The sequence below is a fragment of the Haloterrigena gelatinilytica genome, from assembly GCF_013342145.1.
Taxonomy (GTDB): Archaea; Halobacteriota; Halobacteria; order Halobacteriales; family Natrialbaceae; genus Haloterrigena; species Haloterrigena gelatinilytica.
On sequence record NZ_JABUQZ010000001.1, the window covers coordinates 3514365 to 3530604 of the forward strand.

General features: G+C 64.0%; 14 protein-coding genes. 10 read left to right on the plus strand and 4 right to left on the minus strand.

What is annotated here, in order from left to right; genetic code table 11:
* Nucleotides 1-34: 34 nt before the first annotated feature.
* The 3 genes from HTZ84_RS17420 to HTZ84_RS17430 all read left to right on the plus strand — a co-directional run bounded on the left by HTZ84_RS17420 (nucleotide 35) and on the right by HTZ84_RS17430 (nucleotide 3096).
* The gene (locus tag HTZ84_RS17420; protein ID WP_174681836.1) at nucleotides 35-1900 is read left to right on the plus strand and encodes an acyl-CoA carboxylase subunit beta; all 1866 of its coding nucleotides are present in this window, start codon (nucleotides 35-37) and stop codon (nucleotides 1898-1900) included.
* Nucleotides 1901-1968: 68 nt separating this feature from the next.
* Complete coding sequence (locus tag HTZ84_RS17425) at nucleotides 1969-2484, plus strand: MaoC family dehydratase (protein ID WP_174681837.1); 516 nt, start codon at nucleotides 1969-1971, stop codon at nucleotides 2482-2484.
* A gap of 207 nt (nucleotides 2485-2691) precedes the next feature.
* Nucleotides 2692-3096, plus strand: coding sequence for a hypothetical protein (locus tag HTZ84_RS17430; protein WP_174681838.1), 405 nt, complete (start codon nucleotides 2692-2694; stop codon nucleotides 3094-3096).
* 85 nt (nucleotides 3097-3181) lie between these two features.
* On the opposite strand, the gene HTZ84_RS17435 is transcribed toward HTZ84_RS17430, so the two are convergent.
* Nucleotides 3182-4081 carry an amidohydrolase family protein gene (locus tag HTZ84_RS17435; protein WP_174681839.1) on the minus strand — a complete coding sequence of 300 codons (900 nt, stop codon included), beginning with the start codon at nucleotides 4079-4081 and terminating at the stop codon, nucleotides 3182-3184.
* A gap of 139 nt (nucleotides 4082-4220) precedes the next feature.
* On the opposite strand from HTZ84_RS17435, the gene HTZ84_RS17440 reads away from it, so the two are divergent.
* Complete coding sequence (locus tag HTZ84_RS17440) at nucleotides 4221-4646, plus strand: MaoC/PaaZ C-terminal domain-containing protein (RefSeq protein WP_174681840.1); 426 nt, start codon at nucleotides 4221-4223, stop codon at nucleotides 4644-4646.
* Here HTZ84_RS17440 and HTZ84_RS17445 read toward each other — a convergent pair whose 3' ends face one another.
* On the minus strand, nucleotides 4647-6248 hold the full coding sequence (locus HTZ84_RS17445) for a DNA-directed DNA polymerase II small subunit (protein WP_174681841.1): 1602 nt from the start codon (nucleotides 6246-6248) through the stop codon (nucleotides 4647-4649). It abuts the gene before it with no gap.
* Between the two features lie 302 nt (nucleotides 6249-6550).
* Between HTZ84_RS17445 and HTZ84_RS17450 the strand changes: the two genes are divergently transcribed.
* Nucleotides 6551-7516 (plus strand): S24/S26 family peptidase, encoded by a 966-nt coding sequence (locus HTZ84_RS17450; RefSeq protein ID WP_174681842.1) that lies wholly within the window; start codon nucleotides 6551-6553, stop codon nucleotides 7514-7516.
* A gap of 229 nt (nucleotides 7517-7745) precedes the next feature.
* Nucleotides 7746-8699: a S24/S26 family peptidase gene (locus HTZ84_RS17455; RefSeq protein ID WP_217468237.1), complete on the plus strand. Its 954-nt coding sequence runs from the start codon at nucleotides 7746-7748 to the stop codon at nucleotides 8697-8699.
* A 59-nt stretch (nucleotides 8700-8758) separates the two neighbouring features.
* Here the strand turns inward: HTZ84_RS17455 and HTZ84_RS17460 are convergent, their stop codons facing one another.
* The gene (locus HTZ84_RS17460) at nucleotides 8759-9223 is read right to left on the minus strand and encodes a hypothetical protein (protein ID WP_174681843.1); all 465 of its coding nucleotides are present in this window, start codon (nucleotides 9221-9223) and stop codon (nucleotides 8759-8761) included.
* A gap of 162 nt (nucleotides 9224-9385) precedes the next feature.
* Nucleotides 9386-11242 carry a Cdc6/Cdc18 family protein gene (locus HTZ84_RS17465; RefSeq protein ID WP_174681844.1) on the minus strand — a complete coding sequence of 619 codons (1857 nt, stop codon included), beginning with the start codon at nucleotides 11240-11242 and terminating at the stop codon, nucleotides 9386-9388.
* Nucleotides 11243-12629: 1387 nt separating this feature from the next.
* On the opposite strand from HTZ84_RS17465, the gene HTZ84_RS17470 reads away from it, so the two are divergent.
* From HTZ84_RS17470 to HTZ84_RS17485, 4 genes are all read left to right on the plus strand, one after another.
* On the plus strand, nucleotides 12630-13268 hold the full coding sequence (locus tag HTZ84_RS17470) for an Era-like GTP-binding protein (RefSeq protein WP_012944884.1): 639 nt from the start codon (nucleotides 12630-12632) through the stop codon (nucleotides 13266-13268).
* Nucleotides 13269-13274: 6 nt separating this feature from the next.
* A complete protein-coding gene (locus HTZ84_RS17475; RefSeq protein WP_008893265.1) occupies nucleotides 13275-13676 on the plus strand; it encodes a DUF2073 domain-containing protein in 402 nt (133 codons plus the stop codon).
* Nucleotides 13676-14734 carry an OapC/ArvC family zinc-ribbon domain-containing protein gene (locus HTZ84_RS17480; RefSeq protein WP_174681845.1) on the plus strand — a complete coding sequence of 353 codons (1059 nt, stop codon included), beginning with the start codon at nucleotides 13676-13678 and terminating at the stop codon, nucleotides 14732-14734. Before HTZ84_RS17475 ends, HTZ84_RS17480 begins: the two co-directional genes overlap by 1 nt.
* Before the next feature lie 375 nt (nucleotides 14735-15109).
* A complete protein-coding gene (locus tag HTZ84_RS17485; protein ID WP_174681846.1) occupies nucleotides 15110-15892 on the plus strand; it encodes a DUF7089 family protein in 783 nt (260 codons plus the stop codon).
* The last annotated feature ends 348 nt before the right edge of the window (nucleotides 15893-16240 follow it).

A 16240-nucleotide genomic window follows, 5' to 3' on the forward strand; every position in this document is an offset into this window, starting at 1 on the left:
GCCCCCGTCGTAGGATCGACCTAACGGAACTCGCATGGAACTCAGAGTCAACACCGCCGCGACGGATCAGGAGGCACAGGCGATCGCGAAGGCGCTGGCGTCCCACTTCGGGGAGGAGGTGGAACTCTACCCGAAGCGGGGCGACGAGCTCCTCGCGACGGCCACGCCGGACGAGAGCGCGATCCCCGCCGACGCGAGCGAGGCCGCCGCGGAGGCGCTCGAGGCCGCGACCGGCGACGGCGGAACCGAAAACGCCGCGTCGTCCGGCGACGGCCTCGGGCCGACCGACCGCGAGGAACGGCTTCGCGAAGAGATCGAGGACATCCTCGAGGGCGGCCCCGAGAAGTACCGCGAGCGGCTCTCCGAGCAGGGGAAGCTGTTCGTCCGGGACCGACTCGACCTCTGGTTCAACGACGAGGGAACCTCGTCGAGCCGCCGGACGCAGTCCGGCGACGGCGAGGGCGGCATCAAGTTCGAGGACGGCAAGTTCGCCAACTTCGACGAGTGGCACCCCAGCGGGCAGGAGGGGGAGGCGGACTCCGGCGACCGGCTGCCGGCGGACGGCCTCATCACCGGCGCCGCGGAGTTCGAGGGGCGCGACGTCCACTTCATGGCCAACGACTTCACCGTCAAGGCGGGGTCGATGGCCGAGAAGGGCGTCGAGAAGTTCCTCCGGATGCAACAGCGCGCGCTGAAAACCGGTCGGCCGGTGCTCTACTTGATGGACTCCTCGGGCGGCCGGATCGACCAGCAGACCGGGTTCTTCGCCAACCGCGAGGGCATCGGGAAGTACTACTACAACCACTCGATGCTCTCCGGCCGCGTGCCCCAGATCTGCGTCCTCTACGGGCCCTGTATCGCGGGGGCCGCCTACACCCCCGTCTTCGCGGACTTCACCGTCATGGTCCGGGACATGTCCGCGATGGCCATCGCCTCCCCGCGGATGGTCGAGATGGTCACCGGCGAGGACATCGACTTAGACGAGTTAGGGGGGCCGGACGTTCACGCCCGCCACTCGGGCAGCGCGGACCTCATCGCCGAGGACGAGGAGCACGCCCGCGAACTCGTCGCGAAGCTGATCGGCTACCTGCCCGACAACGCGGACGAGAAACCGCCGCGCACGGAAGGGGCGGATCCCGCACGCTCGCCCGCGGGAATCGACTCCGTCGTGCCGCAAGAGCCCAACCGGGGCTACGACATGTTCGACGTCATCGAGCGCGTCGTCGACGCCGATTCGGTGCTCGAGCTCCGCCCCGAGTACGGGCCGGAGATCATCACGGCCTTCGCTCGCATCGACGGGCGGCCGGTCGGCATCGTCGCGAATCAGCCGAAACAGCGCGCGGGGGCGATCTTCCCCGACGCCGCGGAGAAGGCCGCGCAGTTCATCTGGACCTGCGACGCCTACGACGTTCCCCTGCTCTACCTGTGTGACACCCCCGGCTTCATGGCCGGATCGCAGGTCGAGAAGGACGGGATACTGGAGCAGGGCAAGCGGATGATCTACGCGACCTCTTCGGCGACGGTACCCAAGCAGTCCGTGGTCGTCCGGAAGGCCTACGGCGCCGGCATCTACGCGATGTCCGGCCCCGCCTACGACCCCGAGAGCGTGCTCGGGCTGCCCAGCGGCGAGATCGCCATCATGGGCCCCGAGGCGGCGATCAACGCCGTCTACGCGAACAAGCTGGCCGCGATCGACGACCCCGAAGAGCGCGCCGCGAAAGAACGGGAGCTCCGAGAGGAGTACCGCGAGGACATCGACGTCCACCGGATGGCCAGCGAGGTCGTCATCGACGAGATCGTGCCGCCCAGCGAGCTTCGGGACGAACTCGAGGCCCGCTTCGCGTTCTACGAGACCGTCGAGAAGGACCTCCCGGACAAGAAACACGGGACGATCCTCTGAGTAGCGCGCTCGAGTCGAAACGACCCCACACCGTACCACCCTCACTGAAACGAATCCCACCGAAACCCATGACAGGACGCTATTACGAGGAGTTCGAGGTCGGCGAGACCATCGAACACGAACGACGGCGCACGATCACGGAGAGCGACAACCAGCGCTTCTGTGACATGACGATGAACCAGCAGCCGCTGCATCTGGACGCCGACTTCGCCGCGGAGACCGACTTCGGCGAACGGCTGGTCAACGGGCTCTACACGATGAGCCTCGCCGTCGGGATCACCATCCCCGAGACCACCGATGGAACCATCGTCGCCAACCTCTCCTACGACGACGTCGAGCACCCCGAACCCGTCTTCCACGGCGATACGATCCGCGTGCAGTCGACGGTCACGGACAAACGCGAGACCAGCGACGGCGAGCGCGGGATCGTCACCATGCGCGTCGAGGTCTTCAGGGTGAACGATGGTCCCGCGAGCGAAGCGAGTGGGACCTCGTCGGACGAGTCCGACGGTGACGACGAGCCGCTGGTCTGCGAGTTCGACCGGACCGTCCTCTCGCTGAAGCGCGACCGCGTCGCGGAGTGACTCGAACGGTCGTCAGGTCGCGGTCTCGACGACATCGACGCGTTCGAAGGAGTTGAAAGGTGAACGTTCTCGGTCGATATAGCGGCGATCGTCTATCAACACCGAATATTCGAGACTGATCGTAGCAATATCGGGACTCAATCCAGAGTTGGCTGCGGCCGTGTCGCTGTTACTACTTTATGCGATCGGACGGCCTACTATCGCTGTATGGGACTGGACGCACGGATCGAGAACGGCCGACGGGTCATCGAGAAGTGGGATCGCGTCTTCACCGCGCTCTCGGCGGAACCGCGACGGCAGATCGTGGTCTCGCTGCTCGACGCGCCGCCGGACCGGTCGATCTCCCTCCCGGAGCGCGCCGCGAATCCGAACGTCCCGACCGACCCCGAGCGACTACGATGCGACCTCCTGCACACGCACCTCCCGATGCTCGCCGACCTGGAGTTCGTCGACTGGGAGCGGGAACCGTTCGTCGCGTCCCGCGGTCCGCAGTTCGACGAAGTCGCCGTCGTCATCGACGCCCTACAGACGGCGGCCGACGACGTTCCCGAGTCGTTAGTGATCGGCTGCCAACGACTCGAGCGGGAGCGGGAAGAAGAGCGGAACGACTAGCGCCGGCACGGGCGGCCCGCGGAGACGGCTCGAGCAACTGCGAACGCGTCCGCGGACGCCGACTATCTCGCGACCGCGAGGGATTCTAACGCGAGAAGCCGGGGTCGTCTTCCAGTCCCAGATACTCGACGGCCGTCCGGTAGAAGATGTCCCGCGCGGCCTCCCGCGGCAGGTCCCGCTCGAGCAGGTGGGTCCGCTCCTCGCGGTACGGATACGGAATATTCGGGAAGTCGGAGCCGTACATAATCGACTCGGAGAGTTCGACGAGCGTCGCGTCCGAAATCGAGGACGGATCGAACCCCATCGTTTCCGGTGCGGACGTCGACATCGCGAACGTCGTGTCGAGGTAGACGGTGTCGTACTCCCGGGCGAACGCGAGGAACCGATCGGTTTCGTAGGTTCCCATGTGGGCACAGCAGACCCGTAGTTCCGGATACGATTCGAGCAACTCCTCGAAGGCGTCCGCGCCGACGTAGGGGCTCCCCTCGTACATCGGCGCCGTCCCGCCGTGGTAGGTGATCGGCCGGTCGTACTCCGTGGCGACCTCGAGTGCGGGCTCGAGGCGCGAGTCGGCGGGTCGACACTCCTGGACGGGACAGTGGATCTTGAGCCCGCGTGCGCCCGCCTCGAAGGCGTCCCGGACGACGGCCGCGGGGTCCTCGTCGTCGGGGTGGACCGTCGCGAACGGGATCAGGAAGTCGGACGCTGCGGCCTGCTCGAGGAGCCAGTCGTTCAGGTCGCTCGCGAGCCCCGGCTCGTGGGCGTACGGGAGGGCGACGTAGGCCTCGACGCCCGCCGAGCGGAGGACGTCCTCGATGTCGTCTCGAGCCGTCGGCGTCGAGAACTCCCAGTCGGTTTCGGCGCTGAGCGCTCGCTGAATGGCGGCCGCCAACCGGTCGGGGAACAGGTGCGTGTGGGCGTCGATCGCCGGTCGAAAGGCGGTCTCGCGGTCGTCGGAATCCGTCGATTGATCTGGCGGAGACATCTGAATCCGTCCTCGTCGAGCGTTGCGAACGCGTATCACGGGGGCGGGCATAGACGTACTGCCGGCGGCAATCGGACTCGCCGTCCCGCGGTCGAGGTAATTATGGGCGTTCGCATAGTGGGACCCGGAAGAACACCGCATGAGCCGGCCAGTCGAAGGTGAGACCCACACGTTCGAGCGGACGTTCACGACCGACGACGTCGAGCGATTCGCGGAACTCTCCCGCGACAGACAGCCGATCCACACCGAGCCGGACGAGGACGGCCGCCTGATGGTCCACGGCCTGCTGACCGCGACGCTGCCGACGAAGATCGGCGGCGACCTCGAGGTGCTCGCGCGATCGATGGACCTCGAGTTCCGTCGGCCGGTCTACACCGGCCAGCGGATTACCTGTACGTGGACGTTCGAGAGCGTCGACGAACGCGACGATCGATACGTGATCGACGTCGAGGTGACCTGCGAACGTGACGGTGCAGGCGAGGACGGTAACGAAAGCCGAGACGAGGACGACGGAGAGACGGTGCTCGCCGGTAGCGTCGAGGGAATCATCTGGAAGGACGAGTAGCTAACTGAACTTCTGGACGGTCACGTCGAGCGTATCGAGGTCGACGATGGGCGCGTAGCCGGCGTCGGGATCGATGTTGACGCTCTTCTGGAAGTCCGTCTGGGCCTGCCAACAGCCGGAATTGATCGCGAGTACGTTGTGGTACTTGCCGAAGCCGAGCTTGTGGACGTGGCCGGTGTGGAAGATGTCGGGGACCTCCTCCATCACGAGATAATCCCGTTCTTCGGGGGCGAGACGGGTGTGACCGCCGAACTGCGGGGCGACGTGGCGCTTTTTCAGAAGCTGGTACATCGCCTTGTGCGGGTCGTCGTAGCTGGCTTTTTCTTCCGGCAACTCCGCGATGACCTCGTCCAGACTGACGCCGTGGTACATCAGGACGGAGACGCCCTCGAGGGTGACCGTCGAGGGGTTGCTCACGATCTGGGGGTCGTGAGCGGACATGATCTCCCGCAGTTCCTCGTCGAACCCGGGTTGGGGCTCCGCGAGGCGGACCGCGTCGTGGTTGCCCGGGATCATCACGATCTCGATGTCGCCGGGGACCTTCTTCAGGTGTTCGCTGAACGCTTCGTACTGCTCGTAGATGTCGACGATCTCGAGTTCCTCGTCCTGGTCGGGATAGACGCCGACGCCCTCGACCATGTCGCCGCCGATCAGGAGGTACTCGACGTGCTGGGCCTGCTCGGTGTGCAGCCAGTCGGCGAAGCGGTTCCAGGCGCCCTCCATGAACTCGTCGCTGCCGACGTGGACGTCGCTGATCAGCGCCGCCTGCACGTGGCGGTCCGCGGTCGACGGCTCGTGGGTTCGGGGAATGTCGGGGAAGTACATCGAGTCGACGAAGGCGATCCCCGAGTCGTCCGCCAGCGTCCCCTCCATCGCCAGCACCTCGTCGCAGAGCAGTTCGTCGACCAGGTCGACGTACTCCCGATCCTTCATCACGAGCCACGGGAAGGTCCCGGTCGCGTCCTCGAGTTCGATCAGCCAGTGGCCGCTGGCCGTCGACCGGATGTCGTTGACCAGTCCGACCATCGCGACGTCGCTGCCGCCGGGCATGTCCTGAATGGCCGACGCCGGGCGGTGGTTGACCCGCCCGCGGAGTTTCGAACCCAGTCGCTCGAGTCGGTCCCGGAAGACGGCGACGAAATCCTCGTACTCGCCGGTTCCGGTGCTCTGGCCGGTCATATCCCCGGCGATCTCCAGCGATCGGAGCTCGGGATCGACCGATCGGTCGGTGGCTCCTCCCCCCTTCGTTTCAACTGGAGCGCTCCCGTCCGGGTCCGCTGGATCGGATGCAGCGTCTCCAGTCGAAACGGAGGGGTTGGTCGGCGGGCCGGGAGCTGCGTTGGCGTCCGGTCCCGTCGATCCCGTCGGTCCTGCCGACGAATCGGCCGTGGAGTCCGCGGCCCTCGAGTCCGCACCCGAGAGGGCCGCGTCGACGTGGTCGGTTCGGACGACCAGCGCGTCTTCGGGGAGTTCGTCGACGACGCGCTCGAGGGCCGCCTGCGGGTTCTCGGCCGACGCGAGTTTGGTCACGGCCTCGCGCTCGGCGTTGTAGCCGCGGCTGGTGAGTTCGCTGACGATTCGGGCCGGCGCCTCGAGTGGCACACGCGTCGCATTCGCGAGCGACGAGAAAAGGGTACCGTAATCGGCGTCCCCGATCGGGGGACGTCGCGACGGGAGCGGGGAGGCCACCACCAGTACCATTATTTCCGAGACCGACAATTCACGCACGATGGCAGGACACGACGGGCTCGTTCCGAGAGCAGGGACGGGATACGGTACTCGGTCGCTACGGCGCCTACGACGCGGTAGCGAGAGCGGGAGTGATGAGGCGTCGGAATCGACCGGACTCGACGCCACACGCCGGAGCAGAAAATTGATTGGACGGCCCGGCGAAACGGGTGACGATGAGCGGTTCTAGCCCCGGTGACGTATCCGACGACCCCGACGATACTCCCGATCCCGACCGTCCCGACGATCGGGAGCGACATCGCGGGGATCGAGACGCAGCCGTCAACCCCGGTTCGGGACGGGACGGCTCGGCTGCAACAGCGCCGGCGTCCGACGACGGCGTGACGATCGAGGACGACGGCGTCGTTCGCTGGTTTCTCCGATCGGACGACGAGAACGTGCTCTTCGCTCGCGACGTGCTGAGCAGCGTCGCGATCGTCGCCGTCATCGGGTTGATCCTGTTCGGCGTCAGCGGCGTCTGGCCGCCGCTGGTCGCCGTCGAGAGCGGGAGCATGGATCCGAACATGCAGAAAGGGGACCTCATCTTCGTCGCCGAGGACGAGCGGTTCGTCGGTGACGGCGCCGTCGCCGGGACCGGCGTGGTCACCCTCGAGAGCGGGCAGGAAAGCGGCTACGAGAAGTTCGACAATCCCGGCGACGTGATCGTCTTCCAGCCCGACGGAAACGAACGGCGGACACCGATCATCCATCGCGCCCACTTCAGGGTCGAAGAGGGCGAAAACTGGATCGAAACTAAAGCCGACGAGGATATCGCCGGCGACATCACCTGCGCGGACATCACAACCTGTCCGGCACCGTACGACGGGTTCATCACGAAGGGCGACGCGAACCCCAACTACGATCAGATCGCAGGGGGTGCGGACACGAACGTCGTCAAATCCGAGTGGGTCACCGGCAAGGCGATGTTCCGGATCCCGTGGCTCGGTAATATCCGCCTGACCTTCGACAAACTCCTCGGCGGCATGCTCGCCCCGTCGCCTGAACCGACCTCGACCGTTACCAGTGCACCGGACGCCTCGACCCCGGGCACACCGGTCACCCCGGCCGGTCTCGCCGGCACAACCGGACTTGCAGCCCTCGGCGGCGGTGCTGTCACCGCCGTCGGACGGAGACGGAACTGACGGATCAACGGAGTTCGCTGAACTACCGATTCTCGTTCCCGTTGGCTGTGATCACGACTCGAGCATCTCGAGCAGTGCTCGGGCACGTTCCGAAATACCGGTGGTTACCGAGGTGTGCAGACGTTCGCTCGCTTGCGGTCACACCGTTCGTTTCCGCCAACCGGATTTTATTTCAATACTATTTTTTGTAACAGAAAGTTGATTAAGAGGCGCGGCGAAACGGGTGACAATGAGTGGTGGCCCCACGGATACCTCCAGTGGCTCGAGTGACGATGGCGTCTCGGACGGGACAGCCCAAGATGGGGCCGATTCGTCTTCACGCGGAGGGTCGTCAAACACGTCTAGGACGAAGCCGGGCGACGAAGAGACGGTCCCCGTCACGATCGAGGACGACGGCGTCGTTCGCTGGTTTCTCCGATCAGACGACGAGAACGTGCGCTTCGCTCGCGACGTGCTGAGCAGTGTCGCGATCGTCGCCGTCATCGGGTTAATCCTGTTCGGCGTCAGCGGCGTCTGGCCGCCGCTGGTCGCCGTCGAAAGTCCCAGCATGGACCCGAACATGAAGACGGGCGACCTCATCTTCGTCGCTGAGAACGAGCGGTTCGTCGGCGACGGCGCCGTCGCCGGGACCGGCGTGGTCACCCTCGAGAGCGGACAGGAAAGTGGCTACGAGAAGTTCAACAACCCCGGCGACGTGATCGTCTTCGAGCCGAACGGAAACGAGCAGACGACGCCGATCATCCATCGCGCCCACTTCAGGGTCGAAGAGGGCGAAAACTGGATCGACACCAAAGCCGACGAGGATCTCGTCGGTGATATCACCTGCGCAGACGTCAACGACAACATTTGTCCGGCGCCACATGACGGATTCATCACAAAGGGTGACGCGAATCCCAACTACGACCAGATCGGGAGGGGAAGCGGTGCGGATACGACCGTCGTCAAATCCGAGTGGGTCACCGGCAAGGCGATGTTCCGGATCCCGTGGCTCGGTAATATCCGCCTGACCATCGACAAACTCCTCGGCGGCATGCTCGCCCCGTCACCGGGGCCGGCCATCGACGGCGCCTCGAGTCCCGCCGCACCGGACACGCCCGTCAGTTCGCCCGGTCTCAGCGGCGTGACCGGACTCGCAGCCTGCGGAGGCGGTGCCGTTACCGCAATCGGCCGACGCCGAAACTGATCCGGTCCGTAAGTTCTCCGAGTACTGACTGTGTGTACGACGCCCGTAGTGTAGAATAATCACTCGTCACTCGCGTCCGCGTCCGTCGTGATATCGAGGCGAAGCTCGTCGCCGTCGTCGACCACGTACTCGGTCGGATCGACCGGGTCGTCGTCGACGAGAAAGGTCAGTTCCGTCCCCGACTCGCTCCCGTCGTACGTCGTGCCGTCGACGGTCACGACGTGGTCGCCGTCGCGTTGTGCGTACGCGAAGTGGGGGAGTAAATCGATCCCCTCGGCGAACGTGACCGGCTCCTCGCCCTCCATGAACCAGTCGTCAGTGTTCTCGTGGAGGTGAAACTTGATCGAGTCGTTCTCGACGTTTTCGGACTGGAATCGGTCCGCGGAGAGGTCGATCGGCTCGCCGTCGACGACGACCGCGATGTCGCCTCGGTCGGCTTCGACCGTGCCGTCGACGAAGACGCAGCCGGCGAGTGCGAGGAACGTCGCCGATCCGGCCCCGGCGATGACCGCCCGTCGGTTCATGTGGAGAGGAAGTGACTCGAGGTATATCGGTGCGTCGTTGATTTCCGGCGCCGTCTCGAACGGTCTCGCTTCCGTCTCGACCCGCGACTGGGCTCGGTTTCGACTCGAGGAACGACCGCGGCGAGTTCGACGCGATCGGCGAATTGCGGCGCGAACGACGGGTCAGTTCTCGAACCGCGCCTGCACGAACGGCTGGACGTCGTCGATATCGGAGAGCCGGGAGTCCGAGAGGAGGACGGCCTCCGTCTCCTCGAGCGGCACGGAGAGGCTGATCTCCTTGGTACGGCCGTATCGTCCCTTCGAGACGACGACGGCGTTAACGATTCCGAGCATGTCGAGTTCGCTGATGAGGTCCGTCACGCGGCGCTGGGTGAGGACGTCGGCGTCGATCTCCTCGCAGAGGCGCTTGTAGATGTTGAACACCTCGCCCGTGTTGATGCTGTGGACGCCGTTCTTCTCGAGGAGGATGATCGCGAAGAGGACGAGTTTCGACTGCGTGGGAAGGGTGCGGACGACCTCGACGACGCGGTCGAGTTCGATCTTGTCCTGGGCCTCGCGGACGTGTTCCTCGACGATCGTCTCGGCCTGAGAGCGCTCGGCGAGTTCGCCCGCGGTCCGAAGGAGGTCCAGCGCGCGACGCGCGTCCCCGTGTTCCTGTGCCGCGAAGGCCGCACACAGCGGGATCACGTCCTCGGAGAGGGCGCCGCCCTTGAACGCGACCTCCGAGCGGTGCTCCAAGATATCCCGCAGCTGGTTGGCGTCGTACGGCGGGAAGACGATCTCCTCCTCGCCCAGCGAGGACTTGACTCGCGGATCGAGGAAGTCGGTGAACTTCAGGTCGTTCGAGATCCCGATGATCGACACGCGCGAGTTCTCGAGTTCGGAGTTCATCCGCGAGAGGTTGTAGAGCGTGTCGTCGCCGCTCTTCTCGACGAGTTTGTCGATCTCGTCTAACATGATGACGACGACCCGCTCGTCGTAGTCGACGGCGTCGAAGAAGACGCTGTAGACGCGGTCGGTCGGCCAACCGGTCATCGGCACCTCTTCGAACGACGCCTTGTCCTCCTCGAGGGACTCGATTTCGTCCTCGATGCCCGCCCGGGAATCGAACGGCGTCGAGTCGAGGGGGTGATTCGGCGGAACGTCGTCCGATCGACCGTCGCTCGAGCCGGCGCCGCTTAGATCGATATCGGAGGGCTCGCGGTCGGAGTCACCGTCAGAACGGTGTTCGTCCCTGTCGGCCGGCAGCCGATTCGGGTTGTTCTGACCGGCCGAGTTCGAGCCGTCGATAGCCCCGTTCGAAGGATCGTCTACTCCGTTCGAGGACCCCTCCGTTTCGAGTGGAGAGTCACCTGACTGCGAGCTGGTTTCGGTTCCAGTCGAAACGGACTCGTCCTCGTTCGGAAGCGCCGATTCGAACGGATCGTCCTCGTCGAAGAGGTCGCCCTCGGTTTCGGATCGAACGGCGGCGTCCGCGTCCGCGTCGGCAGCCTCGTACTCGTCTACGGCCTCGAGCAGCGATTCGAGTTCGTCGATCCGATCGTCGATCCGGGCTTCGTTTTTCTCGATGAACTTGTTGGCCAGTTGCGCGAGCACGCGGTACTGGGTGTCGGTGACCTCGCAGTTGATGTACTCGACGTCACACGGGACGCTGTACTTCTGGGACGTGCTCTCGAGTTCCTTGCTGACGAACTTCGCGCTGGCGGTCTTCCCCGTCCCGGTCTTGCCGTAGATGAGGATGTTCGACGGCGTTTCGCCGCGGAGCGCGGCGACGAGGATCGTCGCCATCTTGTTGATCTGATCGCTCCGGTGAGGGAGTTCGTGTGGCGTGTAGGACGGTCGCAGAACCTCCTTGTTCTCGAAGATCGGTTCGCCGCTGAGCAGGTCGTCGAACAGTCCCTGGCTCGGCTCCTCGTCGGCGAGCTCGGAGCTGTCGAAACTCGAGAACCCACCGGTCTCGTCAGTATCCACCTGCTCGACCTCCTCCGCTCTCGTCCGTTCTGAATCGTCGTCTGACATCCGTCGTACACATACCCCCTCGTTTCGAGTGGAATCCGGACCCGAAAGCAGGAATATCACGCAGTAGATGGGGCGAATAGGGTCTCCCACTAGTTCGCCTCCCTGGTCCGAGTCCAGTTGATGCAAACGAAACAGAGGAAAACCACGGTATTAAATTCTTCCCTTCCCTCCACAAGGATCCAGCGCGATTCGCGGTATCGGCCGTCTGACGGCCTACTCGGGAGGGTACGGCGTCCTCGAGACACGCTACCGATGACGACGGTGAAAGAGACGTCCGTTTCGGGTCGATAAGAGATGTTTGCGCGCGCTCGCGATATGCGTGTGAAATCTGGAGCCACCCGCTGGCTTCAGGCTCGTATCCACCCGCTGTTGTCGTTCGGTTACTCGAGCTCGATTTGGTATGGACTGTTGCTGGAAGGCTCCACCGAATTATATATGATTTCTTATATTAACTGGTGAGGCGTGAGATCTCGGTTGTCACTGGGAACGGTTCTCGAGACCAAACCGTGGTATGAGTTATCAAGACATAGTATGCGTTATCGGATAACAAAACTGTGTTTCAAGAGAACAGGTGCGAGGAGAGAAGGAGGGGAGTATCCTAGCTCCCCCCCCCCCACCCCTTCGTTTCGGGTGGAACGCTGCGAAGGAGGGGGTGGGGGGAGGGGTGTCTCTAGGACAGGAACCTTTATGTCTATAGGCCAGAAACACGGTCCGTAGCACTAGCAAAGATAGATTTTTACTAGAGGTATTGGTTTTAGTTGCTAGTCTCTACTAGAACGACTGCTCTAAGCGGCTCGAGTTGCTAGAGACATATTTGGACCCGAAATCCTCCGGCTTACGGTCCGTACTGTCCCTCTAAGCGGAATCTCGGGATCGCTACAGAGTCTTTCCACCCGAACAGTACCGCTCCCCCTCCCCCACTATCGTGGCTCTCCACTCGAAACGAAGGGGTGGGGGGCTTCCGTTGAAGCCAAACGCGTTCCTAGTATGTCGTTCGATCTCACACTAGTACACCCCTCTACAGTCCTCCTCTCGTAGTGGCATCTAGTACCAAATGACGCATCTTTTCGGTGGTATACTCTCACATCGTGCAGTGCTGCACTACGATATCTCATTGTACGGTTCCACACTACGGTTCTCGAGTCACCGATAGGTCGATCCCTAATCACAGTCTCGAGCCCGATCGCCCCTCGTTTCGATTCGAGGAAGTCGTCCGTCGGTCGGGACAGCCGTTCATCAGTCATCCTAGTACGACCGCACTCGTAGTCAGTATCTCTCCGTATAACTCCGTATCGTTGAATAGTCTACACGTCTGACGTAGGCTTAAGTGGATTCGGTTTGTAGTACGCGCAGATGCACCACCCCGCGGTGCTGGAGGGCCCCACAGATGGGACTGTTCACAGAACTCAAAGATAGTATCTCTCGGGTTACGGATCGCCTCTTCTCGGAAGAGGAACCCAAACGAATCGGTATCTACGGTCCGCCGAACGCAGGAAAGACGACGCTTGCCAATCGAATCGCCCGCGACTGGACGGGTGACGCCGTCGGTGCGGAGAGCCACATTCCACACGAAACGCGACGCGCGCGTCGGAAGGAAGGCGTCGAGATCGAACGCAACGGCAAGTCGGTCGAGATCGACATCGTCGACACGCCGGGTGTGACGACGAAAGTCGACTACGAGGAGTTTACCGACGAGATGGAGGAAGACGACGCCATCCGCCGCTCCCGCGAAGCGACCGAAGGTGTCGCCGAAGCCATGCACTGGCTCCGCGAGGACGTCGACGGCGTTATCTACGTCCTCGACAGCGCGGAAGATCCGATCACGCAGGTCAACACGATGCTGATCGGTATCATCGAATCTCGCGATCTCCCGGTTCTTATCTTCGCGAACAAGATCGATCTCGACGACGCCAGCGTCAAGCGCATCGAGGATGCCTTCCCGCAGCACAAGACGATTCCCCTCTCCGCGAAAGAAGGCGAAAACATGGACGAAGTTTACGAAAACATCGCGGAGTACTTCGGGTGAGTATCGATGCCAAAAGCAACTAACACGGACGATCCGGAGGGTCCCGACGGTGTCCAGATCGACCTGATTAGCGGCGAACGGATGGAGAACATGGCCACCATGGAGAAAATCCGGATGATCCTGGACGGCGTCCACGACGGCAACATCGTCATTCTCGAGGAGGGGCTGACTCCCGACGAGGAGAGCCGACTCATCGAAGTGACGATGTCCGAGATCAGTCCCGACGAGTTCAACGGGATCGAGATCGAAACCTATCCGAAATCCAAGACGAACGACTCGTCGCTGCTCGGCCGGATCATGGGCGGCGAGGAGTCCACGGCGAAGCTGACGGTTATCGGACCGGCCAACCAGATCGAGACGCTCCACAAGGACGAAACGCTGATCAGCGCGCTCGTTTCCCGAGACTAATGCCACACGAATGCACGAACTGCGGCCGGACGTTCCCCGACGGCTCCAAGGAGATGCTGTCGGGCTGTCCCGACTGCGGCGGGAACAAGTTCCAGTTTGCACCCGCCGCGCGGGCCGCGACCGACTCGAGCGAGTCGGCCGCCACGCGAGCGTCCGATTCGACCGGGAGTCCCGGCGGGAACGCGGCCGGAACGGCCGACGACGCCGGGACGGTCGAGCGCGCCGCAGAGACCGTTCGTGACTGGGTCTCGTCGGGGACGAGCCGATCGGCCGACGCATCGGCGACCGACGCCGATGATTCGACGGTTGGTGGCGACGACTCGACGGCCGCCAGCAGCGATCCGACCTCGGCCGCCGCGGCCGCCGGATCGACGCCGACCGACGGGACGCGACGCGACCGGTCGACCGACGACCGTGCGGAGCGTTCCTGGCCCTCGAGCGACGAACCGTCCGACGGCGCGGAGGCGACGCCGGCCGGCGAGTTCGAGGAGTGGCCGGAGACGGCTCGTCGACCCGAGGATCGCTCGCCGTCGGAAGCGGATTCGTCCTCGGCGTCGGCATCGCCATCGGAAACGGACGCGTCCTCGGCATCAGCATCGACATCGACATCGACATCGACGTCGACGATGGACGCGTCCTCGACGGCCTCGAGTGCGACTTCGGCGGCCGAGCGCGCCGACTCGCCGAGCGAGTCGATCATGGCCGACAGCGAGAACGACGCGCAGGCCGACGCTCGAAGCGAGGTCGTCTCGACGAACGATCTTCCCGACAGCCCGCCCCAGCACGATCGGGGTCCGGACGCCGCGGCCACCCCGGACGAGAAGACCCCGCCGAGCGACGGTCGGGTCGTCAGCGAACCGTCGGGGGAGCAGCCCTCGATCGAGGAGCTTCGCGAGGAGCTCAACGAGCAGTTCGAGAGCATCAAGATCGTCAGTCCGGGTCAGTACGAGCTCAACCTGATGGAACTCTACAATCGCGAAGAGTACATCATCTCCCTGCAGGAGGACGGTCGGTACGTCATCGACGTCCCGGATTCGTGGCGAGACGGCGAGGAGTAAGACCGGCGCCGTCACGACCGATTTCTCTGTACCCCACTCTTTCGAGTGCAATCCGCGGTGTACTACCGGCCTTTGGATATGGCATTGGTATTTCGGTTCCACATGAAATGATGGTCTGGGAACCCGACGGCGGGGCGAGAATAAGCTCGAACGGCTACCGGAGAGACTCGAGTACCGTCGTCGACGACGGCGAAACGCCTCGATAGCGGTCTGCTACCGGGAGAGAAACGAGCTGTTGCCGGGAGAGAAAGATGGATTTAAGCGACGCGCTCGAGTTGGCTTCCGTATGAGCACCCCAACCAAGATCGTTCTCACCACGATCGCTGCATCGGCACTGCTGGCGCTGCTGGTCGTCGCCCAGACCACCCTCGCCTGATGTTTACGGCTCGCGACCTCTCGAGTCCCGTCGAAGCGGTTCGCGACGAGTACGCACCGGACGCGCGGATCGTCGACTGCGAGCGCGATTTCGAGACGTTACCGCCCGCCCAGGCGGAGGAACTGGGACTGTTCGCCGACGCTCTCGAGCCGGCGAGCTACCCCGCCGACTGGCTGCCGGCGGACGCCCCGACGCTACTCGCCCGGTACGCGAGTTCGGATTTCACCGTCGGGATGCCGGGCGACGGCAGCGTCGTCTGGACCCGCCAGACCGATCCGCCGACGGTCATCGTCAAACCGCGCGTCGAGGGGTCGCCCGAGCCGTTCATCGACTTCCTGCTCGCCGAGGCGCTCGTCGAACTCGACCTCGAAGTCCCCGAGCACTTCATCGGCTTCTTCGAGGAGACGTATCCTGATTTGAACCGAGCGGTCCCGCTCGACCCGAACGGAACCTACCAGGTGGCCGCCGCGCTGTACGACGGCTGGGTCGGACTCCAGACCCGCGAAGCCTTCGCCGATTGGCACGGCGACCATCCGGAGCTGGCCGACGCGTGGCAGGACGCGGGCGCGCGACTCGAGGACCGCGTCTCGGGACTGCCGCGGGCGGTCGCCCGCGGCGAGACGGAGTTCGCCGACGCGACGGAACTGGCGTGTGCGGCGATCAAACACGCCATCGAGTTACCGGCGCCGTTCGCGGCGCTGGATACCGACGCGTACCGGGATCACGGCCCCGAGTACGCGATTCGTTGGGCCGAGAAGACGTTCGACTCGCTCGCGGACTGAGCGTCGCACTCCGCTCATCGCATCGCCTCGCCTCGTTCTCTCCGATCCCATCCATTTCGCCGCTTCCCGCGTCTGACCCCTCCAAATCGCTTTGATCTATCGGACGCTAGTGACTACTTCGATCGTGGTTGACGATAGCATAAAACACATCCCGCCGGCACGACCGGATACGAGGTGGTTGTGAAACATCCGGACCGCCGGATCGAGTGGCTCCGAGGGTCCGCTTTCGACTCGAGTGACGTCGGCGGGTCGTGCACGATTCGAGTCGCTCTCGACGGTCGCCCGAGGGGCGGATCGAGAGACGGAGACGGCCGGGACCGTCTCGGCCGTCACTGCATCGCGACCGAG

Bases quoted from the DNA above. Each gene is read 5' to 3' on its own strand.
- HTZ84_RS17425 (WP_174681837.1), top strand. From the start codon at position 1,969: ATGACAGGACGCTATTACGAGGAGTTCGAGGTCGGCGAGACCATCGAA.
- HTZ84_RS17450 (WP_174681842.1), top strand. From the start codon at position 6,551: ATGAGCGGTTCTAGCCCCGGTGACGTATCCGACGACCCCGACGATACT.
- HTZ84_RS17460 (WP_174681843.1), bottom strand. From the start codon at position 9,223: ATGAACCGACGGGCGGTCATCGCCGGGGCCGGATCGGCGACGTTCCTC.
- HTZ84_RS17420 (WP_174681836.1), top strand. From the start codon at position 35: ATGGAACTCAGAGTCAACACCGCCGCGACGGATCAGGAGGCACAGGCG.
- HTZ84_RS17430 (WP_174681838.1), top strand. From the start codon at position 2,692: ATGGGACTGGACGCACGGATCGAGAACGGCCGACGGGTCATCGAGAAG.
- HTZ84_RS17475 (WP_008893265.1), top strand. From the start codon at position 13,275: ATGCCAAAAGCAACTAACACGGACGATCCGGAGGGTCCCGACGGTGTC.
- HTZ84_RS17485 (WP_174681846.1), top strand. From the start codon at position 15,110: ATGTTTACGGCTCGCGACCTCTCGAGTCCCGTCGAAGCGGTTCGCGAC.
- HTZ84_RS17435 (WP_174681839.1), bottom strand. From the start codon at position 4,081: ATGTCTCCGCCAGATCAATCGACGGATTCCGACGACCGCGAGACCGCC.
- HTZ84_RS17465 (WP_174681844.1), bottom strand. From the start codon at position 11,242: ATGTCAGACGACGATTCAGAACGGACGAGAGCGGAGGAGGTCGAGCAG.
- HTZ84_RS17470 (WP_012944884.1), top strand. From the start codon at position 12,630: ATGGGACTGTTCACAGAACTCAAAGATAGTATCTCTCGGGTTACGGAT.
- HTZ84_RS17480 (WP_174681845.1), top strand. From the start codon at position 13,676: ATGCCACACGAATGCACGAACTGCGGCCGGACGTTCCCCGACGGCTCC.
- HTZ84_RS17455 (WP_217468237.1), top strand. From the start codon at position 7,746: ATGAGTGGTGGCCCCACGGATACCTCCAGTGGCTCGAGTGACGATGGC.
- HTZ84_RS17440 (WP_174681840.1), top strand. From the start codon at position 4,221: ATGAGCCGGCCAGTCGAAGGTGAGACCCACACGTTCGAGCGGACGTTC.